Here is a 23,063-nt window from a genome sequence, read left to right as displayed (position 1 = left end):
GCCTGCCGCAGCAGCCACTGCGGTGGGCTCCACCTGGGTTCTACCGTAGCGGCGCGTGCCGTGGCTTGCCACCAACCTCGGGTGCCCCCGATCCCGCGCGCCCCCCTTCACAACCGGTGCGCCGCCCCCGTCGGAGTGACCCCCCTCGTGTCCAGCAGGAGCTGTGCCTTCACCGACAGGCCCTGGAGGTCGTACGTGCGGTGGGGCTGGAGGAGGATCGTGAGGTCGGCGGTGGCGGTGGCTTCGTAGAGGGAGTCGGCGCGGGGGACGGGGCGGTCCAGGAGGGTCCAGGAGGGGACCAGCGGGTCGTGGTAGCTGACGGAGGCGCCGAGTTCCAGCAGGCGCAGGGCGATCTCGTGCGCGGGGGTGTTCTGCTGGTCGGCGAGGTCGGCCTTGTAGGTGACGCCGAGCAGGAGCACGCGTGCGCCCCGGGCGGACTTGCCGTGCTCGTTGAGGAGAGCGGCGGCGCGCTGGACGACGTAGCCGGGCATGCGGCTGTTGACCTGCTGGGCCAGTTCCACCATGCGCAGCCCCCGGCTCGCGTGGCCGGTGAGGTCCTGCGGGACGGAGTGGCCGCCGACGCCGGGCCCCGGCCTGAACGCCTGGAAGCCGAACGGCTTGGTCTCCGCGCAGCGCACGACGTCCCACAGGTCGATGCCCAGCTCGTGGCAGAGGACGGCCATCTCGTTGACGAGCGCGATGTTGACGTGCCGGAAGTTGGTCTCCAGGAGCTGGACGGTCTCCGCCTCGCGCAGTCCGCGCGCGCGGACGACCTTGTCGGTGAGCCGTCCGTAGAAGGCGGCGGCCGATTCGGTGCAGGCGGGGGTGAGGCCGCCGATGACCCGGGGGGCGCCGGCGGGGGTGCGCTCGCGGTTGCCGGGATCCACCCGACTGGGTGAATAGGCGAGGTGGAAGTCGCGGCCGGCGCGCAGTCCGGAGCCGTGTTCCAGCAGGGGGCGCAGGACGTTCTCGGTGGTCCCGGGGAGGACGGGCGACTCCAGGACGACCGTGGTGTGCGGGCGCAGCTGTCCGGCCAGGGCGCGGGCGGCGGCCTCGACCTGGCCGAGGTCGGGGGAGCCGTCGGCGCCGCGCGGGGTCGGCGCGCAGATGACGGCGGTGCGGACGCGGCCGAGCTGGGCGGGGTCGGTGCCGGGGCGGAAGCCGGTGGAGCGCATCCGGCGCAGCTCGGCGGGGCTGAGCGGGCCCGGCTCGGGACCGGTGGCGTACCCGACGGTCGGGATGCCTGCGGCGACGGCGGCCTGGGCCAGCGGCAGGCCGTAGGGGCCGAGTCCGATGACGGCGAGGTCTGCGGGCATGGCGGGGGCCGTCCTTCGCGATAGCCGACGTGGAACAGGTGCGCAAGCGGTGTGGACCGGCTGAGCGAGCGCACGGTCAGACTAGGTACAAATATGACCGTTATGTGTGATTGTGTTCGTGTGTCTTCCGTGTCATGCGAGGGATACGGGGGAGTTGTCCACAGGGCGGAAGTCCGTGGTGGCTGAAGCCGCACGGGGCGGTCAGAATTTGGGCATGAGGAGGGGGTGAACCGGGCTTCGCCCACCGGGTGCGGCCGACGCGAGCGGGTTCTGCGAGGAGCGGGAGGCAGCGGTGAGGACAGCGAGTCTTGATCCGGCGCAGCGCGCCGAGGCACTGGCGGAGATGGCGGAGCGCGAGCTGGACGTGCTGGTCGTCGGCGGCGGCATCGTGGGCGCCGGGACCGCACTGGACGCCGCCACACGCGGGCTGTCCACCGGCATCGTCGAGGCCCGGGACTGGGCCTCCGGCACCTCCAGCCGGTCCAGCAAACTGATACACGGCGGACTGCGCTATCTGGAGATGCTCGACTTCCCCCTCGTCCGCGAGGCGCTGAAGGAGCGCGGCCTGCTGCTGGAACGGCTCGCCCCGCACCTGGTCAAGCCGGTGCCCTTCCTCTACCCGCTCCAGCACCGCGGCTGGGAGCGGCTGTACGCGGGCACGGGCGTCGCGCTGTACGACGTGATGTCGATGGCCCGGGGACACGGCCGGGGTCTGCCCATGCACCGCCACCTCAGCCGCAGCCGCGCCCTGCGCGTCGCCCCCTGTCTGCGCAAGGACGCCCTGGTCGGCGCCCTCCAGTACTACGACGCGGAGGTGGACGACGCCCGCTTCGTGGCCACCCTCGTGCGCACGGCGGTGTCCTACGGCGCGAAGGCGGCCAACCGCGCCCGGGTGACCGGGTTCCTGCGCGAGGGCGAGCGGGTCGTCGGGGTCACGGTGGAGGACGTGGAGGGCGGCGGGGAGTACGAGATCCGCGCCCGCCAGGTCGTCAACGCGACCGGGGTGTGGACCGACGACACCCAGGCGCTGGTGGGGGAGCGCGGCCAGTTCCACGTCAAGGCGTCCAAGGGCATCCATCTGGTCGTGCCCCGGGACCGCATCCACTCCAGCACCGGTCTGATCCTGCGCACCGAGAAGTCCGTCCTGTTCGTCATCCCCTGGGGCAGGCACTGGATCGTCGGCACCACCGACACCGCCTGGGACCTCGACAAGGCCCACCCGGCCGCCTCCAGCGCGGACATCGACTACCTCCTGGAGCACGTCAACTCGGTACTCGCGGTGCCGCTCACCCGGGACGACGTCGAGGGCGTCTACGCCGGGCTGCGGCCGCTGCTGGCCGGCGAGTCCGAGGCCACCAGCAAGCTCTCGCGCGAACACACCGTGGCGCACCCGGTGCCGGGGCTCGTGGTCGTCGCGGGCGGCAAGTACACGACGTACCGGGTGATGGCCGAGGACGCCGTCGACGCCGCCGTGCACGGTCTGGACCGGCGGGTGGCCGAGTCGGTCACCGAGGAGATCCCGCTGCTCGGCGCCGAGGGCTACCCGGCGATGTGGAACGCCCGCGAACGCATAGCCGCCCGCTCCGGACTGCACGTGGCCCGCGTCGAGCACCTGCTCAACCGGTACGGCTCCCTGACCGACCAGCTGCTCGACCTCATAGCCGCCGACCCGAGCCTCGGCGAGCCGCTGCGGCACGCGGACGACTATCTGCGCGCCGAGATCGTCTACGCCGCCTCGCACGAGGGCGCCCGGCACCTGGACGACGTGCTCACCCGTCGCACCCGCATCTCCATCGAGACCTTCGACCGGGGCACCCGCAGTGCCCGCGAGGCCGCCGAGCTGATGGCGCCGGTGCTCGGCTGGGACCAGGACCAGATCGACCGCGAGGTCGAGCACTACGAGAAGCGGGTCGAGGCCGAGCGTGAGTCCCAGCGCCAGCCGGACGACCTCACGGCGGACGCGGCGCGGCTGGGGGCGCCGGACATCGTTCCGCTGTAGATCCGTGCCGCTGTAGATCCGGGGCCCGGGGAGTGCGTCACCGGGTTCCGGCACCGGACCCGGGCCCCGGCACCGGACCCGGGTTCCGGTGCCGGGTGGCGGGTTCACTCGAACGAGTGGCCGATTCCGGGATCTCGGGCCGGAACCCGGACGTTCTACCAGGTGCGGGGGCAGAACTCGGCGGCGAGCAGGGCCGGTTCGAGCCGGTGGTCTGCCATCGCGTCCGTGTTCACGCGGAAGGTGAGCACATGGCCGCCGTCGGCCGTGGCGGCCGTGCGCACATAGCTTCCGCTGATCCGTCCGTTGTGTCCCCAGACGGTGACCCCGCACGGAAGCCGGGTCGGATACAGGCCCATGCCGTACTCGCCCTGTGCGGCACGGGTGTCCTTCATCTCGCGCAGCCAGTGCGGGGTGAGCAGCTCGCCGTCCAGCAGGGCCGCGTAGAAGCGGTCCAGGTCGTCGAGCGTGGTCACCAGCTCGCCCGCCGCGCCGGCCACGCGCGGGTCGAGTTCGGTGACGTCGGAGCCGTCGGCCGCGAAGGCGTGGCCGTGCGGTGCGGGAAGCGACCGGCGTGAGCCGGGGAAGGAGGTGCCCGCGAGACCCAGCGGGGCGATGATCCTGCGCTGTGCCTCGGCGGCGTAGGAGTGGCCGGTGACCTGGCGGATCACCATGCCGAGCAGGACGTAATTGGTGCTGGAGTAGGAGTAGTGGCCCCGGGGGGCCGGAGGGAGGGTGAGTGCGAGACCGACGGCCTGAGGCGGCGTCAAAGGCACTGCGCCGGCGGTGACCTGGGTGAAGTCGGGCAGTCCGCTGGTGTGGGTGAGCAGCTGACGCAGGGTGATGCGGCGGCCGTCCGGCGGTGAGCCGGAACCGGAATCGGAGCCGGAGCCGGAGCGGGACCGGGAGCGGGGCCCGGCGGTCCGGGCCGGTCGCAGCAGGCCCGGCAGATGCCGGTCCACGGTGTCGTCCAGCGACAGCCGGTGCTCGGCGGCCAGTTGCAGCACGACCACCGCGACGAACGTCTTGGTGATGCTCCCGGCCCGGAAGTGGTCGGTGCGGGCGATGCCCGGGCCGGTGTCGGCGTAGCGGGAGACACGCCCGGGCCCGGTGCGGATCCGGTCCAGCAGGGCGGCGGCCGGGGCCCCGCCCTCGGTGACCAGCCGGGGCAGCACCGCGTCCGTGGACCCGGCCGTGGTGGCGGTGCCGGACGTGTCGGGTGACAGGGCGGGAGAAAGGAGCAGCGCCGCCACGAGAAGCGGTATGGACAGGACTGTCCGAAGCGTCGGCATGTGTGTCTCCTCCCTCGCCGGGGGGCCATCATCCCGGCAACTGGAACATCTGGTTCAGGGGGCCTCCGGATACGGGGGCCGGGCATGCGAACAAGGGGCCCCCAGGGCGTCGGCCACTTGTCGGGTGAGGGACAATGGAGGCTCTGTCAGGGCGGGTTGCATGAGGGGACGCATGTCGGAGGCGGAGCGGGCGGGGTCATCCCGTCAGGAGACTCGTCAGGGCAAGAACGAGCGTCGTCTTCTCGCCGGGCGGTACCGGCTGGGGGATGTACTCGGCCGGGGCGGCATGGGCACGGTGTGGCGTGCCGAGGACGAGACCCTGGGCAGGACGGTCGCCGTCAAGGAGCTGCGGTTCCCGTCGAGCATCGACGAGGAGGAGAAGCGGCGCCTGATCACGCGCACCCTGCGCGAGGCCAAGGCGATCGCCCGTATCCGCAACAACAGCGCGGTCACGGTCTTCGACGTGGTCGACGAGGACGACCGGCCGTGGATCGTCATGGAGTTGGTCGAGGGCAAGTCCCTGGCCGAGGTCATCCGTGAGGACGGCCTGCTGGAGCCCCGGCGCGCCGCCGAGGTCGGCCTCGCCATCCTGGACGTGCTGCGCTCGGCGCATCGCGAGGGCATCCTGCACCGTGACGTGAAGCCGTCCAACGTGCTGATCGCCGACGACGGCCGGGTGGTGCTCACCGACTTCGGCATCGCGCAGGTCGAGGGCGACCCGTCCATCACCTCCACCGGCATGCTCGTCGGCGCGCCCTCCTACATCTCGCCGGAGCGCGCCCGGGGCCACAAGCCCGGCCCGGCGGCGGACCTCTGGTCGCTGGGCGGTCTGCTGTACGCGGCGGTCGAGGGCACCCCGCCGTACGACAAGGGTTCGGCCATCGCCACCCTCACCGCCGTGATGACCGAGCCCCTGGACGAGCCCAAGAACGCGGGCCCGCTGAGGGACGTCATCTACGGCCTGCTCACCAAGGACCCGGCCCAGCGGCTCGACGACGCCGGTGCCCGCGCGCTGCTCGACGACGTGATCAGCACGCCGGAGCCGCAGGTCCTGGAGCCCACGCGGGTCGTGCCGCTCCCGGTGCAGCCCGGCCCCGAGGAGAAGCGGGGCGAGGACGCGTCGGAGAAGCTGCGCGGGGCGCTGCGCTCGGTCCGCAAGGCGGCCGGAGCGGGTGCCACGGGCGTCGCGGGTGCGAAGACCGCCGGTCCGGGCGGTGCGTCCGGCACGGGTGCGCCGAAGACCACGACGGCGTCCGGACCGGCGTCCCAGGGTGCGGCGGGGGGCTCCGACTCCGTCGGCAACAAGCCAAGTTCGGGCTGGCCCGTCATGCCGCCGCCGGACCTCGACCTGCCGCCGCGCCCGGTGCCGAAGGCCCCGTTGACCGACGTCGTGCCCAAGCGCACGCTGGTGATCATCGCGGTGGTGGTCGCCCTCGCGGTGATCGGCACCGTCCTCGCCGTCGCCCTCAGCGGTGGCGACGAGGGAGACAAGGGCGACGGCTCCAAGGCGGCCCCCTCGTCCTCGGCCTCGGTCAAGCGGGACGACCACGACGGCAAGGGCAAGAACGGCGGTGCCGGGACCGACGGCGGTTCCTCGGAGGGCGCCGCGAACGGCACTGCGGCGAGCGCGGGGACGGCCTCGTCCGGGTCGGGCCCGTCCGGCTCGGACGGCTCCTCGGGCTCCGGGAAGGGCGGCGCCGCGCCGGTCGTCTCGACCCACAAGGCAGCCCAGGGCTACTCCATCGGCCTGCCCCAGGGCTGGTCGTACGAGTCGTCCTCCGCCGCCGGTGACCGCTACACCGGCCCGGACGGCCAGAAGCTGCTCGTCGGCTGGACCAGCACGCCCAAGGACGACCCGGTCGCCGACTGGAAGAGCCAGGAGCGGTACATGGTCCGCTCCCAGTACACGCGGATCGGCATAGAGAAGGTGGACTACCGCGGCTGGAACACGGCCGACTGGGAGTTCACGTACGTCGACGACGGCACCAAGTACCGTTCCATCGACCGGGGTTTCGTGGTCAACGACCACCTCGGGCAGGCGCTGATGTACACCGCGAAGGCCGACCACTGGGACAGCGCGGTGCGCGAGGGCACGTGGAAGACCCTGACGGCGTCCTTCGAGCCCAACTCGTGACCTGAACGAGCCCGGTTCGGGAGCGCGAGAATCCGTCATCCCCTCAATGCGGGTTGCCTCCGGCACGTATCGTGAGTGGTCGCGGACCGTACGCGGCGGGGTGTACGCGCGGAACGGACCGCCAGGGGAACGATTCTGGGCGACCGTACGGCAGGGGGTGGCGACGTGGACGAATACGCGGGCCGAGTGCTCGCCGACCGCTACCGTCTGCCGTTGCCGCCCTCCGACGAGTACGAGCTGACGGAGACGCGGGCCTTCGACACCTACAGCGGCCAGGAAGTGATGGTCCGCCAGGTGCCGTTGCCCGAGGTCGTCGAGGCCGAGGTGATCGACGCGGAGGGGCTGCCGGACGGGTTCACCGCGCGCGAGCGCGGGCGGCGTCCCTCGGCGGCCCGGGGTGCCACCCGCAGGCCGGCCGACCCCGCCGTGCGACGCGCGCTGGAGGCCGCGCAGGCGGCCGCCCGGATACCGGACCACCCCCGCCTGGACCAGGTCTTCGACGTGTTCGCGGAGGGCGGTTCGCTCTGGATCGTCAGCGAACTGGTGTCCGCACAGTCCCTGTCGGCGCTCCTCGCCGAGCAGCCACTCAACCCCTACCGCGCGGCCGAGGTCGCCTCCGACGTACTGATGGCGCTGCGCGTCCTGCACGCCCACGGCTGGACCCACCGCAACGTCACCGCCCGCACCGTCCTCGTCTGCGACGACGGCCGCGTCCTGCTGACCGGCCTCGCGTCCGGCGCGGCGGAGGAGGCGCTGTGCGGGTACGACCCGGTGCCGGTGGAGGCCGGGGAGGCTCCGCAGGGTCCGCCGCGTCAGACCGGTTCGGGCGGTCGGGGAGCGCAGGCCGGGGGGTCCGGCGGAGGCGGTGCCGGGGTGCCGCTCGCCGCCGGTGCGGGAGGCGCGGGCGCGTTGCCCGTCCGTCCCGGCGCCGATCACGGTGCCGACACCGACCCCGAGGCCGCCCGGCGCGCCGCGATCCAGGCGCGGGCCGCCGCGGCGGGCGGGGAGACCGCGGAGCCCGGAGCCTCCGGACGGCGGGCGCTGGAGAGCGGGGAGGACATCCGCGCGGCCCGTGCCGGTGCCATCGCCGCGTACCGCGCGGGAGCGCGTGCCGCGGCCCGGGTGCACGAGCATCAGGACGGTCACCGCGCCGCCCTGCCGGGGGCGCGTACCCCGGAGCCGGGCGAGACGGACGCCACGGACGCCGGGGCACGGTCCCCGTACCCCGAGCCGCGCCCCGCCGAGCCGTCCGCCTCCGGGCCGTACACCACCGAGTCGCACCGCGCCGCCCCGTACCCGGGGGAGCCGCGCCGTACCGAGCTGCCCGCCGCCGGGCCGCACGCCAACGGGCGGGACGGCTTGCCGCCCGGGTCCATCGCCGACCCCTACGGGGTGGCGGGCAGGCCGTGGCACGGAGCCGTACCCCGCTCGGGGTCCGTACCGCCGCCCGCCGCGGGGGAGCAACGGCGGGCGCCGGGGGAGCCGGTCCCGCCGTCGGGCCTCGACGCGTCCGGTACCGGCGCCGGGCGCGGCAGGCCCGCCATTCCCGGGCCCGGCGGCGAGGCGCCCGGCCCCGGCCAGGCCCGAGCGTCCGGCCACGCCACGCCCGACCACCGCATGTCCGGCAACGGGTCCGCCCGTACGACAGCGTCGCCCCCGTACGGAGCCGCCCACTCCCAGCCACCCGTTCCCGCCCAGTCCACCGCGAACTCCCGCTGGGACACGGCCGGTTCCGCCGGAGGCGCACCGCGCGGGCCCGGCAACGCCATCGCCGCCGAGCGGGCCCGGCAGATGCGGATGAGTGTCGTGGGGGCCGTCACCGAGCGGTGGGCGCCGGAGCAGGCCGGGCCGGTGCACGAGAACTGGCAGCTGGCGGCGCCGGTCGGGCCCGCCACCGATCTGTGGGCGCTCGGGGCGCTGCTGTTCCGGGCCGTGCAGGGGCACGCGCCGTATCCGGAGGAGTCCACGGCCGAGCTGGTGCAGCTGGTGTGCGCCGAGCCGCCCGCCTTCGCGGAGGAGTGCGGGGCACTGCGCCCGGTCGTGGAGTCGCTGCTGCGGCAGGACCCCACCGAGCGGCCGGACGTCGAGGAACTCGCCGGGTGGCTGCGCTCGTTGGTGCGGTCCGCGCCCGAGCCGGACGCCGGTGCCCATGTGGTGCCCGTGCCGCCCGCCGACCCGCGCAGGCTGCCGATAGTGCGGCGGCGCGGCGAGCTGGTGCGACGGCGCCGCAACCGCGCGCCCGCCCGGAATCCGCACGGCAAGCACAAGCGGGGCCGGTCGGAGCCGGAGCGTTCGCCGCGCAGCCTCGGCCGCTTTCTGCTGCTGCTCGTCCTGCTCCTGCTGGCCGGTGCGGTCGCCTACGCGATGCTGTTCCTGCCCAAGCGCGGCGAGGACGGCGCGTCGGGCCGCGACCACGCGGGTACGGCGGGGCGGGCGAGCCCCGAGCCTTCTCGTGAACAGCGGCCAAGTCCCGGTGAGACCAAGGGAGATGGCGAGCCGACCGCGTCCGCGCCCGCCGCCGAGACCCAGACCGGCGGTGTCACGGTGGCCGACGGTTTCACCCTGCGCACGGACCCGGACGGTTTCCGGATCGCCGTCGCCAAGGGCTGGGACCGCACCCCGCGCAACAACAGCGGCCAAGTCGTCTACAGCCATGGCAACTTCGAGCTGATCGTGGTGCCCGGCCGGGACGGTACGGCGTCCTACGGCACCGACCCGATGGCGTACCAGCGGGACAAGGAGCGCGAACTCCAGCCGTACCGCTCCTCCAGCTGGGCCACCGCGACCGGGCTCAGAACCATCGAGGTGGGCGGACGCACCATGGCCGAGGGGCAGTTCACCTGGACCGATGTGAGCGGGCGCGACCTGTACGTGCGCAACATGGCGATGCTGCTGAACGGCCGCTACCACGTCGTCCAGGTCCGGGGCCCGGAGGCGGAGCGGGACGAGGTGACGCGGCTGTACGACCAGGCCACGTCCTCGTACCGCTACACGGGCTGAGCGGCGTACCGCGCAGGCCATTCCCTGAAGCATCGTCATCAGTCGCGCAAAGCGCCTAAACCCCGCGGGGGAGCCGTACTTCGGTTCCCGGCACAGCGCGGAAGCGACAACCGTCACAGTGGTGTCTCCGTAGGACCCCGCCGGTTCCCTGCGGGGCGGCCGGTCCTTAGTCTGACCCTGTCAAGAGCATTGCGGGGCAACGTGAATCAGATGCAGGGTCTGCTCATAGCGGGCCGCTACCGGCTTGCCGATTCCATCGGCAGCGGCGGCATGGGCCGGGTGTGGCGCGCCCACGACGAGGTGCTGCACCGGAAGGTCGCCGTCAAGGAGCTGACCGCCGCGCTCTACGTCTCCGACAGCGAGCAGAGCGTGCTGCTGGCCCGCACCCGTGCCGAGGCCCGCGCCGCCGCGCGCATCAATCACTCCGCCGTCGTCACCGTGCACGACGTGCTGGAGCACGACGGCCGCCCCTGGATCGTGATGGAGCTGGTCGAGGGCGAGTCGCTGGCCGACGCGGTGAAGGAGCGCGGCCGCATCGAGCCGCGCGAGGCCGCGCGCATCGGACTGTGGGTGCTGCGGGCGCTGCGCGCCGCGCACGGGGCGGGGGTGCTGCACCGCGACATCAAGCCCGGCAATGTCCTGCTCGGCCGCGACCGCCGGGTGCTGCTCACCGACTTCGGCATCGCCCAGATCGAGGGCGACGCCACCATCACCCGCACCGGTGAGGTCGTCGGCTCGGTCGACTACCTCGCCCCGGAGCGGGTGCGCGGCCACGACCCGGGCCCGGCGTCCGACCTGTGGGCGCTCGGCGCCACGCTGTACACGGCCGTCGAGGGCCGCTCGCCGTTCCGCCGCACCTCGCCGCTGGCCACCATGCAGGCGGTCGTCGAGGAGCGCGAGGAGCGCCCGGAGCACGCGGGCCCGCTCGGTCCGGTCATCTCCGCCCTGCTCCGCAAGGAACCGGCGATGCGCCCCACTGCCGAGGACACGGAGCGGATGCTCGCCGACGTGGCCGAGGGCCGTGCGACCCGTCCGGCCCAGGTGCCCGTGCAGTCGGGCGTGGGCACGTCGCCCACCGTGCCCACCGGCCTCCCCGGGGTGGCGACGGCGACGAGCCCGACGGCCGCGGTGAACACCCCCGGCGGGCAGGTGCCCGCCGCGCCCCGTACGGGACGGGTGCGGCGCAGGCACCGCAACCGCACGGTCGCGCTCGTCGTCGTCCTCGCGGTCGTGCTCGGCGCGGCCGCCGCCGTCGGCTACCAGAAGTGGGGCGCGTCGAAGCACGAGGCGGCCACGGGTGGCGCCGGCCACGCGCCGGAGCCGACCGGTACCGCCAAGCAGGGCAGCAAGGGAACGAAGGGCGCCAAGGGCACGGTCCCGGCGGACTGGGTGCGTTACGACGACCCGCTGGGCTTCAGCCTCTCCCTGCCCAAGGGCTGGAAGCGCAAGACGTACGAGACGACGCCCCCGAGCGACCTCAAGCAGATCGACTACACCCCCGACGACGGCGTGCACTTCGTCCGCATCGGCATCGACCCCTCCCCGGACTTCGCCGACGCCTACAGCCACCAGGAGGACCTGGAACAGCAGTTGCAGAGGCTGGTCGACTACCGGCGGGTCAGGCTTGAGCAGAACACCTACCGCGACCGCGAGGGCGCGCTCTGGGAGTACACCTGGACCGCGCTGGAGAAGGACCCGCCCTACGTGCCGGGCCCGCGCCATGCCGTCGAGGAGACGTACATCTCGCGGGCGGGCGTGGAATACGCCATCTACATCTCCACTCCCCAGGCGGACTGGGCGGAGACGAACCAGCGGTTCAAGTGGGTCCTCCAGAGCTGGCGGCCCCCTGCGGGCTGACCCCGCAGACCGTCTCGTCTTGGCCGGTCACCGTCACGGAGGGTGTGCGTCCGGTACGGCATGATGGGATCCATGGGGACCGAGGGGCACGACTTCCGTGTGATCGCGGGCCGTTACCGCCTCCGGGCGCGCATCGGACGCGGCGGGATGGGCATCGTCTGGCGGGCCGAGGACGAGGTGCTGGGCCGCTTGGTGGCGGTCAAGGAGATCGTCCAGGACGACTCCGCGCCGGACGGGGACGCCCGGCTGCGGCGCGAGCGGACCTTCCGCGAGGCGCGGGCGGTGGCACAGCTGCACCATCCGCACATCATCGTCGTGCACGACGTGGTCGAGCAGGACGAGCGCCCGTACATCGTCATGGAGTTGGTCGACGGCGGCTCGCTCGCCGACCGGATCGCCGCGGACGGCCCGCTCACCCCCGAGGAGGCCGCCCGGATCGGCGCCGACCTGCTGAGCGCGCTCAGCACCGCGCACGACGCGGGGGTGCTGCACCGGGACATCAAGCCCGCCAACGTCCTCGTCGAGTCGGGCACCGACCGGGCCGTGCTCACCGACTTCGGCATCGCCCGGGTCGCGGGCGCCACCACGCTCACCGAGACCGGCTCCTTCGTCGGCTCGCCCGAATACACCGCGCCCGAGCGGATGTCGGGGCTGCGCAGCGGTCCGGCGGCCGACCTGTGGTCGCTCGGCGCGCTGCTGTGCACGGCGCTCAGCGGCGAGTCGCCGTTCCGCCGGGACTCGCTCGGCGGCATCCTGCACGCCGTCGTCAGCGACGACATCCGGCCGCCCGCCGAGGCCGAGCCGCTGCTGCCGGTCGTCCGGGGCCTGTTGGAGCGCGACCCCGAGCGACGGCTCGGTGCGGCGGACGCCGAACGGATGCTGCGCGCCTACCTGGAGACGGGCCGCACCCCCGCCCCGCCCGGCACCCCGACCCGCACGCCCCGGCTGCTGAACGCGGCCCGTGCCGTCAGATCCGCCGCCCAGCCGGACCGTACGGCCGACACCCCGCACCCGCCGACCGAGCACACCGCGCCCCCGGCCGCCGCCCCCGCCGAGACAGCCCCGGCCGCCCGGTGGCCGGGCCGGGGCGCCCTGGTGGCCGCGCTGCTCGTGGCGGCGGTGGCCGGGGCGGCCGCGTCGGCGGCGGTCCTGCTGGCCCACCAGAACGGCGGCGAACGCGACGGCACCCCCGGCACCACCGCGACCCGCCCGCCCACCGGCAGCCCCAGCCCCTCGGGCACACCCGCGACCCCCACCACCCCGGCCGGTCCCGTCGCGCCCTCCGGCTACCGCACCGCCCGCGACCCGGCAGGGTTCTCCCTCGCCGTGCCGTCGGCCTTCACCCGTGAACGGCAGGGCGAGCGGGTCTTCTACTTCTCCGCCGGGGACGTCTTCCGGCTCGGCGTGAAGGTCGCCCGCCCCGAGACCGGCGGCCCCGCGGCCGTCCTCGACCGGGCCGCCGCCGACGGCGCCGGCACCAACCCCGGCTACCGCGACGGCCGGGTCACCGAGACCACCCGCGCCGGACACCCCGCCGCCCTCTGGGAGTTCACCTGGAACGGCTTCAGCACCGCCGAGGGCGCCCGGCACACCTACGACCTGTGCTGGGAGGAGGACGGCCGGATGTACGACGTGCGGGTGTCGGCGCCGGTCGGCAAGGTGCGCGAGGCGCGGGAGTACTTCGACGTGGCGGTCGGGACGTTCACGGTGACGGCGCGCTGAGCCCGGATCGTCGTCCGGAAACGTCCGACCCTTCGACAAGGGCAGGGTGCGCACGGTACTCATGTGGCATGAGTGAAGACGGTGAACTCGCGCCCGGTGAAAGGCTGATCGGCGGACGCTACCGGCTCGTCGCCCGTATCGGCTCCGGCCCGACCGGCACCGTCTGGCGCGCGCGGGACGAGCGGGACGGGGGCGAGGTCGCCGTCAAGGAGCCCTCGCTGCCCGGGAGTCCGGCCGACGACGAGGAGAGCGCCCGGATCGCGCACCGGCTCCACCGCGAGGCGCGTGCCGCGGCCCGGGTGCGGCATCCCGGCGCGCTGACGCCGCGCGAGGTGCTCACCGAGGACGGAATCCCCTGGATCGTCATGGAGTTGGTCGAGGGCGAGTCGCTGAGCGAGGTCGTCCGGCGGGGCCCGCTGCCGCCCGCCGAGGCCGCCCGGGTCGGGCTCGCCGTGCTCGCCGCGCTGCGGGCCGCGCACGCGGTCGGCATCGTGCACCGGGACATCAAGCCCGCCAACGTGCTTGTCGAGTCCGGCACCGGACGGGTCCTCGTCACCGACTTCGGCATCGGGGACGGCCACACCGAGGCGGCCCCGGCCGGTTTCGTCGCCCCGGAACACGCCTCGGGTCCCGGCGCGGGCCCCGCCTCCGACCTGTGGTCCCTCGGCGCCCTGCTCGCCCTGGCGGTCGAGGGCGGCGACCCCGGCCTGCTCGCCCCGCTCCTGGACCGCCTGCGCTCCCCCTCCCCGGCGGCGCGTCCGACGGCGGACGAGGTGGCGGCGGCGCTGGAGGCGTGCCGGGCGGGCGGGTCCGATGCGGTCGCCGGTGCCAGTGGTGCCGCCGCCACCGTGCTCGGGGACCGCCCCGCCGCTCCCACGCCTGCCGAATCCGTGCCCGCCCTCGTTTCCGACGCGGCCCGCTGATCCGCGCCGACAACGCCCTGATCAGCGCGTTTGTCGCCAGTGATCACTGGCGCGATGTGTGCGGCTGGTGAAAGGGCATTACCGACGGGTACACAAAGCGTCCGGCCCGGCATACCCTGCGGCTCATGACGGACTCGCAGGCCCCGGAAACCACCGGCACCAACCCGCTCGCCCCGGCCCCCGAAGGCGTCCGCACCGCCGCCGACGTGGTCACCCCGGAGCTGGTGGCCCAGCTGACCAAGGGCGTGACCGGCTCGGGCCGTACCGCCAACCACAGCCCCTTCACCGGCGAGAAGCTGGCCGATCTGCCCGAGTCCACGCCCGAGGACGTGCTCAAGGCGTTCCAGGCGGCCCGCGCGGCGCAGGCGGTCTGGGAGCGGGTCCCGGTGCGCGAGCGCGCGGCGGTGCTGCTCCGCTTCCACGATCTGCTCCTGGAGCGTCAGTCCGAGGTGCTCGACCTCGTCCAGCTGGAGACCGGCAAGGCCCGGCTGCACGCGCACGAGGAGGTGCAGGCCGTCGCCGTCGCGGCCCGCCACTACGGCCGCAGGGCACCCGCGTACCTCCGTCCGAAGCGGCACACCGGTGCCGTTCCCGTGCTGACCAAGGTCACCGAACTCCGGCAGCCGCGTGGGGTGGTGGGGCAGATCGCGCCCTGGAACTACCCGCTGGAGCTGTCGGTCGGCGACGCGCTGCCCGCCTTCGTCGCGGGCAATGCGGTCGTGATGAAGCCCGACACCGAGACCTGTCTGACCGCCCTGTGGGCCCGTGACTTGCTCGTCGAGGCCGGTCTCCCCGCCGAGGTCTTCCAGGTCGTGCTAGGCGAAGGCCCGGTCGTGGGGCCCGAGTTGGTCAAGCACGCCGACTACGTCTCCTTCACCGGCTCCACCCGCACCGGTCGCGAGGTCGCCCAGGGTGCCGCCGCCCGCCTGGTCGGCGTCTCCCTCGAACTCGGCGGCAAGAACGCCATGCTGGTCCTGGAGGACGCCGACATCGAGAAGGCCGCCGCCGGAGCCGTCCGCGCCTGCTTCTCCTCGGCGGGCCAACTCTGCATCTCCATCGAGCGGTTGTACGTCCACGAGTCCATCGCCGACGCCTTCCTCGACCGCTTCGCCGCCCGCACCCGCGCCCTGCGCCTCGGCAACTCCCTCGCCTACGGTGCCGACATGGGCTCCCTCGCCGGGGAGCGCCAGCTCAAGGCCGTCGAACGCCACGTCCAGGACGCCGTCGCCAAGGGCGCGAAGGTGCTCGCGGGCGGGGTCGCGCGGCCGGACGCCGGGCCGTACTTCTTCGAGCCCACCGTGCTCGACGGCGTCGAGGACACCATGGCCGTCTGCGAGGAGGAGACCTTCGGACCGGTCGTCTCCGTCTACCGCTTCCGCACCGACGACGAGGCGGTCGAGCGCGCCAACGCCACGCCGTACGGCCTCAACGCCTCGGTGTGGACCGAGAGCGCCCGCCGGGGCCGCGACGTCGCCGCCCGGCTGCGCACCGGCACCGTCAACGTCAACGAGGGTTACGCCCCGGCCTACGGCAGCGCCCAGTCCCCGATGGGCGGCATGAAGGACTCGGGCCTCGGTCGCCGCCATGGCTCCGAGGGCATCCTCAAGTACACCGAGGCCCAGACGGTCGCCCAGCAGCGGCTGCTCCCCATGGCCCCCTCGCTCGGCATGGACGACGCCGCCTACGCCGCCTTCATGAGCCGCAGCCTGAAGCTGATGAAGGCGTTCCGCTTCCGCTGATCCCCACCCGCCCCGCCGTACCACCACCGTTCTCGACGAGGAGAGCACGTGTCGCAGGAGAAGACTGTCCAGACCCGGAACGAGGAAGGGCGCGACGACGGTCGCGACGACGGTTACGACTACGACGTGCTCGTGGTCGGCTCCGGCTTCGGCGGTTCGGTGACCGCCCTGCGCCTGACCGAGAAGGGGTACCGCGTCGGCGTCCTCGAAGCCGGCCGCCGCTTCACCCGCGACACCCTCCCCAGGAACTCCTGGGACCTGCGCAACTACCTCTGGGCCCCCAGGCTGGGCCTCTACGGCATCCAGCGCATCCATCTGCTCGGCAACGTCATGGTGCTGGCCGGCGCGGGCGTCGGCGGCGGCTCGCTGAACTACGCAAACACCCTCTACGTGCCCCCAAAGGCGTTCTTCGACGACCCCCAGTGGCGGGACATCACCGACTGGCAGGAGGAGCTGAAGCCGTACTACGACCAGGCGAAACGGATGCTGGGCGTCCGGCTGAACCCGACCGTGACGCCCTCCGACACGCATCTCAAGGCCGCCGCCGCGCGGATGGGCGTGGGCGACAGCTTCCACATGGCGCCGGTCGGCGTGTTCTTCGGCGACGGCGAGGACGCCGACGGCACCGCGAAGGCGCGGCCGGGGGAGAAGGCCGCGGACCCGTACTTCGGCGGCGCGGGCCCCGAGCGCCGGGCCTGCACCGAGTGCGGCGAGTGCATGACCGGCTGCCGCCACGGCGCCAAGAACACCCTCAACGAGAACTATCTGTACCTCGCGGAGAAGGCGGGCGCGATCGTCCACCCGCTCACCACGGTCGTCTCGGTCACCGACGACTCGCGCGGCGGCTACGCCGTCGCCACCCTGCCCACCGACCGCAGGCGCACCGGCGCGGGGCGGCTCTTCACCGCCCGCCGCGTCGTCCTCGCGGCCGGGACCTACGGCACCCAGACCCTGCTGCACCGCATGAAGGCGGGCCGCCAACTGCCGTACCTCTCCAGCCGGTTGGGCGACCTCACCCGCACCAACTCCGAGGCCCTGGTCGGCGCCCAGACCGACGACCGCCGCTACCGCAAGGCGCACGGCGCGGACAAGGTCGACTTCACGCGCGGGGTGGCCATCACGTCCTCCGTCCACCCGGACGAGAACACCCACATCGAGCCGGTGCGCTACGGCAGGGGCTCCAACTCGATGGGCGGCCTCACCATCCTCCAGGTGCCCTACGCCGAGGGCTCCTCGCGCGTCCTCGGCTGGCTCGCGCACGCGGTCCGGCACCCGGTGCAGCTGGCCCGGTCGGTCTCCAACCGGCGCTGGTCGGAGCGGACCATCATCGGCCTGGTGATGCAGTCCCTGGACAACTCGCTCACCACCTATCTGAAGCCCGGCGGCGTCGGCAAGGGCCTGCTCACCGCCCGGCAGGGGCACGGCGCCCCGAACCCGACCCAGATCAGGGCCGCCACCGAGGCCGCCTCCGCGCTCGCCGCCGAGATCAACGGCTTCCCGGGCAGCAACGTGGGCGAGCTGATGGGCACCCCGCTCACCGCGCACTTCCTCGGCGGCTGCCCCATCGGGGACTCCCCGGAGACCGGTGTGATCGACCCGTACCACCGGCTCTACGGCCACCCCGGCATCTCCGTGGTCGACGGCGCCGCCGTCTCCGCGAACCTGGGCGTCAATCCGTCGCTGACCATCACCGCACAGGCCGAGCGGGCCATGTCGTACTGGCCGAACAAGGGGGAGACGGACCCGCGCCCGGCACCGGGGGTGGTCTACGCGCGGCTGAAGCCGGTGGCGCCGCGCAGTCCGGCGGTCCCGGCGGAGGCGTTCGGGGCGCTGAGGCTGCCGCTGCTCAAGGTGCCGACGGTGCCGAAGCGGGACTGAGGCCGGGATACCGGGGCTGAGGCCGTCCAGGGCCCGGACATGCCACGAGGGACCTGTGTCCCCCTCCGAACGCAGGTCCCTCGACGCTTACCGTTTTCTTGATCCGGCAGCTGGTTCGATCGGTGAGGGCCCGGAAGGGTTGCGCCACCTCACAGGTATTTCCTGTGTGGCGTCGGTCACATCGGGAGGGGGTGCTGTAGGTGTGGTGTCCGCCGGTCGGCTCCGGGCGTCCCCGGAGCCGACCGTTTCTCTTGGGTGACCGGGCTGCTGTCCCCTGCCGTCCGATCACTTCCGGAGCGAGGTCCCACGGCGCACGGCACGACCCGTACGCCTCATCGCTCCGGCTATCCACGCGTGGTTCTGTCGGGCCCGCCCCTGGCTGGCACGGACACCGGGATCAACGAAGCGGCGCGCGCGGCGGTCACGCGCCGTACGGGTGAGAGCGGCACCGAACTCAGATACGACCCTTGACACGCGCGCGCCGCACACGCTCAGACGCGGCCCCGGCACAGCTCAAGGAGCGTCATCGCGAGCGCGGTGCCGGGCTTGCCGAGGGCGTCGCGGTAGCGGCCGAGGATCTCCATCTCGCGCGACAGGCTCACCCGGCGCCCGCCGGAGGAGATGCGCGCCTCCTGGACGACGGCGGAGACAGCCATGCGCTCCTGGACGAGGCCGAGGATGCGGTCGTCCAGCGCGTCGATGCGCTCACGGGCGTCGGCGATGGTCTCTTCGGCGGTGACGGCGTTCTCTTCGGCGGTGACGGTGGTCATGTTCGGGGCTCCTGGAAGAAGGGCGGCGACCCTGCGGTGACAGAACCCGGAAAACGACAGGCGCCCCGGGCCTTGTCGGCCCGGGGCGCCTGGTAAGTGCTTGGCGTTGGCTCAAGCAGCACGACCATGGCGACCGGCGGGCCGGTTGCCATAGGTAAAGAAGAAGGTCGTCTGCGTGAACATGCGGTCAGTATGCCACGGCCGCTCCGGGCCCGGCCCCGGTTTCGCCCGGGCCGCCCGGCGCACGGGGAAGGGGGCCCCGGCCCACCCCGTTAGAATCGGTCATACAGACCCCCGCCCACCCGCCGGAAGGCACCCCGTGTCATCAGCGACCCAGTCTGCCGCCGCCCCCGACACCGTCCTGGTCGTCGACTTCGGTGCGCAGTACGCCCAGCTCATCGCCCGTCGCGTCCGCGAGGCGCGGGTCTACAGCGAGATCGTGCCCAGCACCATGCCGGTCGCCGAGATGCTCGCCAAGAACCCCGCGGCGATCATCCTCTCCGGAGGCCCCTCCTCGGTCTACGAGGAGAACGCCCCGCAGCTCGACCGCGCCCTGTTCGAGGCCGGCGTCCCCGTCTTCGGCATGTGCTACGGCTTCCAGCTGATGGCGCAGACCCTCGGCGGCACCGTCGACAACACCGGCTCCCGCGAGTACGGCCGTACCGACCTGCACGTCTCCAAGTCCGGCTCCACCCTCTTCGAGGGCACCCCGGACGAGCAGCACGTGTGGATGTCCCACGGTGACGCCTGCTCCGCCGCCCCGGAGGGCTTCGCCGTCACCGCCTCCACGGACGTGGTCCCGGTCGCCGCCTTCGAGAACGACGAGAAGCGGCTCTACGGCGTCCAGTACCACCCCGAGGTCATGCACTCCACGCACGGCCAGCAGGTCCTGGAGCACTTCCTGTACCGGGGCGCGGGCCTGACCCCGTCCTGGACCACGGGCAACGTGATCGAGGAGCAGGTCGCCGCGATCCGCGAGCAGGTCGGCGACAGGCGCGCCATCTGCGGTCTGTCCGGCGGCGTGGACTCCGCCGTCGCCGCGGCGCTCGTCGCGCGCGCCATCGGCGACCAGCTGACCTGCGTCTACGTCGACCACGGCCTGATGCGCAAGGGCGAGACCGAGCAGGTCGAGAAGGACTTCGTGGCCGCGACCGGCGTCAAGCTGGTCGTCGTTGACGCCGAGGAGCGCTTCCTCACCGCCCTCGCCGGGGTCTCGGACCCCGAGGAGAAGCGGAAGATCATCGGCCGCGAGTTCATCCGCGTCTTCGAGCAGGCCCAGGCCGAGATCATCGCCGACGAGGGCCCGGCCGTGGAGTTCCTGGTCCAGGGCACCCTGTACCCGGACGTGGTCGAGTCCGGCGGCGGCACCGGCACCGCCAACATCAAGTCGCACCACAATGTCGGCGGCCTCCCCGAGGACCTCGAGTTCCAGCTGATCGAGCCGCTGCGCAAGCTGTTCAAGGACGAGGTCCGCATGGTGGGCCAGGAGCTGGGCCTGCCGGAGGAGATCGTCCAGCGCCAGCCCTTCCCGGGCCCCGGCCTCGGCATCCGCATCGTCGGCGAGGTCACCAAGGAGCGCCTGGACCTGCTCCGCGACGCCGACGCCATCGCCCGCGAGGAGCTGACGGCGGCCGGTCTCGACCGCGAGATCTGGCAGTGCCCGGTGGTCCTGCTCGCGGACGTCCGCTCGGTCGGCGTCCAGGGCGACGGCCGCACCTACGGCCACCCGATCGTGCTGCGCCCGGTCTCCTCCGAGGACGCCATGACCGCCGACTGGTCGCGCCTGCCGTACGACGTGCTGGCGAAGATCTCCACCCGGATCACCAACGAGGTCCGCGACGTCAACCGTGTCGTCGTCGACGTGACCTCCAAGCCGCCGGGCACCATCGAGTGGGAGTGACCCCGGCGCCGGTGCTCTGACCGGTCCCGCGAGAGGTGGAACGGCTCCGGCTGTTCCACCTCTTTTGGCAGGTTCCTTTTGGTGGGCGCCGCGTGACGGTACGTTCCGGTCCGTAAAGCACCCCAGCGCTGGAGGACCCATGCAGCGGCCCACCCCTCCCTCGCCCATGCCCACCGACCGGCTGCGGTTCGCGATGCCGCCCATGCACGAGTCGCTGGAGGACGAACGCCGCCACCGCAAGGAACGCCTCGCGGGCGCCCTGCGGCTCTTCGGGCGGGCGGGGTTCGAGGACGGGGTGTCCGGGCACATCACCGCGCGCGACCCCGAACACAGCGACTGCTTCTGGGTCAATCCGTTCGGGATGCCCTTCAAGCACGTCACCGTGAGCGACCTCGTCCTCGTCAACCAGGACGGCCAGGTCGTCGAGGGCCGCTACCACGTGAACCAGGCCGCCTTCACCGTCCACGCCCAGGTGCACGCCGCCCGCCCCGACGTGGTCGCCGTCGCCCACTGCCACTCCGTGCACGGCCGCGCCCTCGCCGCCCTCGGCGACCTCGTCGACCCCCTCACCCAGGAGAGCTGCGCCTTCTACGAGGACATCGCGCTCTACGACGCCTACAGCGGCGTCACCGTCGACGCCGAGGAGGGCCGCCGCATCGCGACCGCGCTCGGCTCCCGCAAGGCGCTGGTCCTGCGCAACCACGGGCTGCTCACGGTCGGGGACTCGGTGGACGCCGCCGCCTGGTGGTTCATGTCCCTGGAACGCTCCTGCCAGGTCCAGCTGACCGCCCGCGCCGCCGGACGCCCCGTCCTCATCGACCACAAACTCGCCGTCGCCACCCGGGAACAGCTCGGCGGCGACCTGGTGGCCTGGATCAACTACCAGCCGCTGTGGCAGGACATCAGCCGGAGCGAACCGGATCTGCTGAGCTGAGGGGGACCGTACGGGGGCGTGCAGGGGCGTGCGGGGTCGCGCGGCGTCAACACGGCGCCCCGCGCTTCACCCGCCACGACCCGGACCGGCTGCGACCGGCGTCCCGAGGTAGGGCACAATTCGCTTTGATCACAGGGGAGTTGTGTTGGGGCCGAAGTGTGCGCTGTGGGCGACTTCGGCCGGGTCCGGACTCGCGGGGAAGGCGGTCGGAGGTTGTGGCGGTACAGGAGGCGAGACGGGGCGCGTCGGTGGACGCCGACGGCGTCCACACGGGCGGCTGCACGTGCGGCGACTGCCCGCACGGCGCGCGCGAGGGACACCGGCGCGCGGTCGCCGCGTTCCTGCGCCGCCGTGACGAGTTCGCGGCCGGTCACGGCCTGCCCCAGGCGGTGGCCCACTCGGCCTCGGCGTCCCGGCAGTGGGTGTCCGCCGAGCTGACCCAGCGCGCGGAGACCATCGCCGAGCGCGGCCGCGCGGAGGGCGAGGCCTGGCTGGCCGGACTGTGGACGCGCACCGTGTGCGTGGCGTGGGGCGCCGTCGTCGTCCTGCTCCTCGCGCAGGCGCTCACCGCGATCGGCGCGGGCTGGAGCAACGCCCGCACCGCCGGTCTGCTCGCCGCCGTGGTCGTCGCGGGCGCGCTGACCACCGCCTCCTGGTTCCACCGGAGGCGCGGCGGGGTGCTCGCGCCGGTGATCGGCGAGGACAACCGCATGTCCACCTCCCGCACCGTCGCCGCCTCCTGGGTGCTCTTCGTCGCCTACGCCGTCCTGCTCCTGGCCGGCCGTCTGGCCGCCGCCTCCGACCCCGCAGAACGCGACGCCCTGATCGCGGGCCTCGACCTCGCGCGCGGCGTGGGCGTGGTGACCGTGCTCGCCGTGGTCTGCAGCATCGCCGTCCTGGTCCGCCGGGTGGTCGGACTGCGCGTCCTCGGCCAGCGGCTCCAGAAGGTCTCCGCGCACCGGCCGCGCGCCGCCGATCTGCTGACCGACGACGCGGGGCAGGGTGCCTTCGCCGACATCCAGTACGTCGTGATCAGCGCCGTCGCCCTCCTCTTCGCCGCCGTCCGTCTGGGCCGCCGCCCCGACCAGCTGCCCGACCTGCCCTGGGGCCTCGCGGTCGTGGTGCTGATCTCCGCCGCCACCTACCTCGCGGGCAAGTACGCGGAGGGCGGCCGCCCGGTGATCCTCTCCGTCGTCCGCTCCCGCGAACCCGGCGACCTGGACGGCCCGATCCGCCCCGGGGACGACATCGAGATCCGCGGCAGCGGCTTCGTCCCGCCCGGCGCGCAGGGCGCCGACCGGCTCGCCCGTCTGGTCGTGCGCATCGGCGTGGTCGACGTCCACGTGCCCCTGGTCCCGGTCCCCGGCGGCTTCCGCAACCCGACGGACAGCGTCCTCACCGTCCCCGTACCGGCCGAGGTGGAGCCCGGCCCGGTCGAGGTCCAGGTGGTGACGGCGGCCGGGGTGGGTACGAACCGGTACCCGGTAGAGGTCGTCGACTGAGTCTTCCGTTCTCCGTCCGCCCTCTGCCGTCCTCTCCGCCGTCCGTGCGGTGTGCCGGTGCCCCCCCCGAAAACCGGAAAAACCGCCGGGGGAGGATTGA

Annotated in this window: 14 protein-coding genes; 11 read left to right on the top strand and 3 right to left on the bottom strand. The window is 73.3% G+C overall.

The window, feature by feature from the left end:
- Positions 1-107 precede the first annotated feature (107 nt).
- Entirely contained in the window at positions 108-1,316 is a 1,209-nt protein-coding gene (locus tag AB0E91_RS07595) for a nucleotide sugar dehydrogenase (RefSeq protein WP_361776694.1), read from the bottom strand.
- A 292-nt stretch (positions 1,317-1,608) separates the two neighbouring features.
- Between AB0E91_RS07595 and AB0E91_RS07590 the strand changes: the two genes are divergently transcribed.
- Complete coding sequence (locus AB0E91_RS07590) at positions 1,609-3,315, top strand: glycerol-3-phosphate dehydrogenase/oxidase (protein ID WP_361776691.1); 1,707 nt, start codon at positions 1,609-1,611, stop codon at positions 3,313-3,315.
- 155 nt (positions 3,316-3,470) lie between these two features.
- On the opposite strand, the gene AB0E91_RS07585 is transcribed toward AB0E91_RS07590, so the two are convergent.
- Complete coding sequence (locus AB0E91_RS07585) at positions 3,471-4,604, bottom strand: serine hydrolase domain-containing protein (protein WP_361776688.1); 1,134 nt, start codon at positions 4,602-4,604, stop codon at positions 3,471-3,473.
- A 172-nt stretch (positions 4,605-4,776) separates the two neighbouring features.
- Here AB0E91_RS07585 and AB0E91_RS07580 point away from each other — a divergent pair, with 172 nt between their 5' ends.
- From AB0E91_RS07580 to AB0E91_RS07550, 7 genes are all read left to right on the top strand, one after another.
- Positions 4,777-6,738: a serine/threonine-protein kinase gene (locus AB0E91_RS07580; protein WP_361776685.1), complete on the top strand. Its 1,962-nt coding sequence runs from the start codon at positions 4,777-4,779 to the stop codon at positions 6,736-6,738.
- A 165-nt stretch (positions 6,739-6,903) separates the two neighbouring features.
- Positions 6,904-9,738 carry a protein kinase gene (locus tag AB0E91_RS07575; protein ID WP_361776682.1) on the top strand — a complete coding sequence of 945 codons (2,835 nt, stop codon included), beginning with the start codon at positions 6,904-6,906 and terminating at the stop codon, positions 9,736-9,738.
- Between the two features lie 210 nt (positions 9,739-9,948).
- A complete protein-coding gene (locus AB0E91_RS07570; RefSeq protein WP_361776680.1) occupies positions 9,949-11,595 on the top strand; it encodes a serine/threonine-protein kinase in 1,647 nt (548 codons plus the stop codon).
- Positions 11,596-11,667: 72 nt separating this feature from the next.
- Complete coding sequence (locus tag AB0E91_RS07565) at positions 11,668-13,317, top strand: protein kinase (RefSeq protein ID WP_361776677.1); 1,650 nt, start codon at positions 11,668-11,670, stop codon at positions 13,315-13,317.
- A 68-nt stretch (positions 13,318-13,385) separates the two neighbouring features.
- The gene (locus AB0E91_RS07560; protein ID WP_361776674.1) at positions 13,386-14,240 is read left to right on the top strand and encodes a serine/threonine-protein kinase; all 855 of its coding nucleotides are present in this window, start codon (positions 13,386-13,388) and stop codon (positions 14,238-14,240) included.
- A gap of 125 nt (positions 14,241-14,365) precedes the next feature.
- Positions 14,366-15,979: a succinic semialdehyde dehydrogenase gene (locus tag AB0E91_RS07555; protein WP_361776671.1), complete on the top strand. Its 1,614-nt coding sequence runs from the start codon at positions 14,366-14,368 to the stop codon at positions 15,977-15,979.
- Positions 15,980-16,027: 48 nt separating this feature from the next.
- Positions 16,028-17,857 (top strand): GMC family oxidoreductase, encoded by a 1,830-nt coding sequence (locus AB0E91_RS07550; protein ID WP_361776668.1) that lies wholly within the window; start codon positions 16,028-16,030, stop codon positions 17,855-17,857.
- 491 nt (positions 17,858-18,348) lie between these two features.
- Here AB0E91_RS07550 and AB0E91_RS07545 read toward each other — a convergent pair whose 3' ends face one another.
- Positions 18,349-18,627: a chorismate mutase gene (locus AB0E91_RS07545; RefSeq protein ID WP_361776665.1), complete on the bottom strand. Its 279-nt coding sequence runs from the start codon at positions 18,625-18,627 to the stop codon at positions 18,349-18,351.
- A gap of 319 nt (positions 18,628-18,946) precedes the next feature.
- On the opposite strand from AB0E91_RS07545, the gene guaA reads away from it, so the two are divergent.
- From guaA to AB0E91_RS07530, 3 genes are all read left to right on the top strand, one after another.
- On the top strand, positions 18,947-20,527 hold the full coding sequence (gene guaA / locus AB0E91_RS07540; protein ID WP_361776662.1) for a glutamine-hydrolyzing GMP synthase: 1,581 nt from the start codon (positions 18,947-18,949) through the stop codon (positions 20,525-20,527).
- Between the two features lie 139 nt (positions 20,528-20,666).
- Positions 20,667-21,461, top strand: a complete 795-nt coding sequence (locus tag AB0E91_RS07535; RefSeq protein ID WP_361776659.1) for a class II aldolase/adducin family protein — start codon at positions 20,667-20,669, stop codon at positions 21,459-21,461.
- A 215-nt stretch (positions 21,462-21,676) separates the two neighbouring features.
- Positions 21,677-22,963 (top strand): hypothetical protein, encoded by a 1,287-nt coding sequence (locus tag AB0E91_RS07530; protein ID WP_361776656.1) that lies wholly within the window; start codon positions 21,677-21,679, stop codon positions 22,961-22,963.
- The last annotated feature ends 100 nt before the right edge of the window (positions 22,964-23,063 follow it).

The sequence above is a fragment of the Streptomyces sp. NPDC026659 genome, from assembly GCF_040638245.1.
In the GTDB taxonomy this organism is placed as follows: Bacteria; Actinomycetota; Actinomycetes; order Streptomycetales; family Streptomycetaceae; genus Streptomyces.
Note: the sequence above shows the minus strand (reverse complement) of the source record. Positions and strands in the feature narration are given on the sequence as shown.

Bases quoted from the DNA above. Each gene is read 5' to 3' on its own strand.
- AB0E91_RS07555 (WP_361776671.1), top strand. From the start codon at position 14,366: ATGACGGACTCGCAGGCCCCGGAAACCACCGGCACCAACCCGCTCGCC.
- AB0E91_RS07565 (WP_361776677.1), top strand. From the start codon at position 11,668: ATGGGGACCGAGGGGCACGACTTCCGTGTGATCGCGGGCCGTTACCGC.
- AB0E91_RS07560 (WP_361776674.1), top strand. From the start codon at position 13,386: ATGAGTGAAGACGGTGAACTCGCGCCCGGTGAAAGGCTGATCGGCGGA.
- AB0E91_RS07580 (WP_361776685.1), top strand. From the start codon at position 4,777: ATGTCGGAGGCGGAGCGGGCGGGGTCATCCCGTCAGGAGACTCGTCAG.
- AB0E91_RS07545 (WP_361776665.1), bottom strand. From the start codon at position 18,627: ATGACCACCGTCACCGCCGAAGAGAACGCCGTCACCGCCGAAGAGACC.
- AB0E91_RS07595 (WP_361776694.1), bottom strand. From the start codon at position 1,316: ATGCCCGCAGACCTCGCCGTCATCGGACTCGGCCCCTACGGCCTGCCG.
- AB0E91_RS07535 (WP_361776659.1), top strand. From the start codon at position 20,667: ATGCAGCGGCCCACCCCTCCCTCGCCCATGCCCACCGACCGGCTGCGG.
- AB0E91_RS07570 (WP_361776680.1), top strand. From the start codon at position 9,949: ATGCAGGGTCTGCTCATAGCGGGCCGCTACCGGCTTGCCGATTCCATC.
- AB0E91_RS07585 (WP_361776688.1), bottom strand. From the start codon at position 4,604: ATGCCGACGCTTCGGACAGTCCTGTCCATACCGCTTCTCGTGGCGGCG.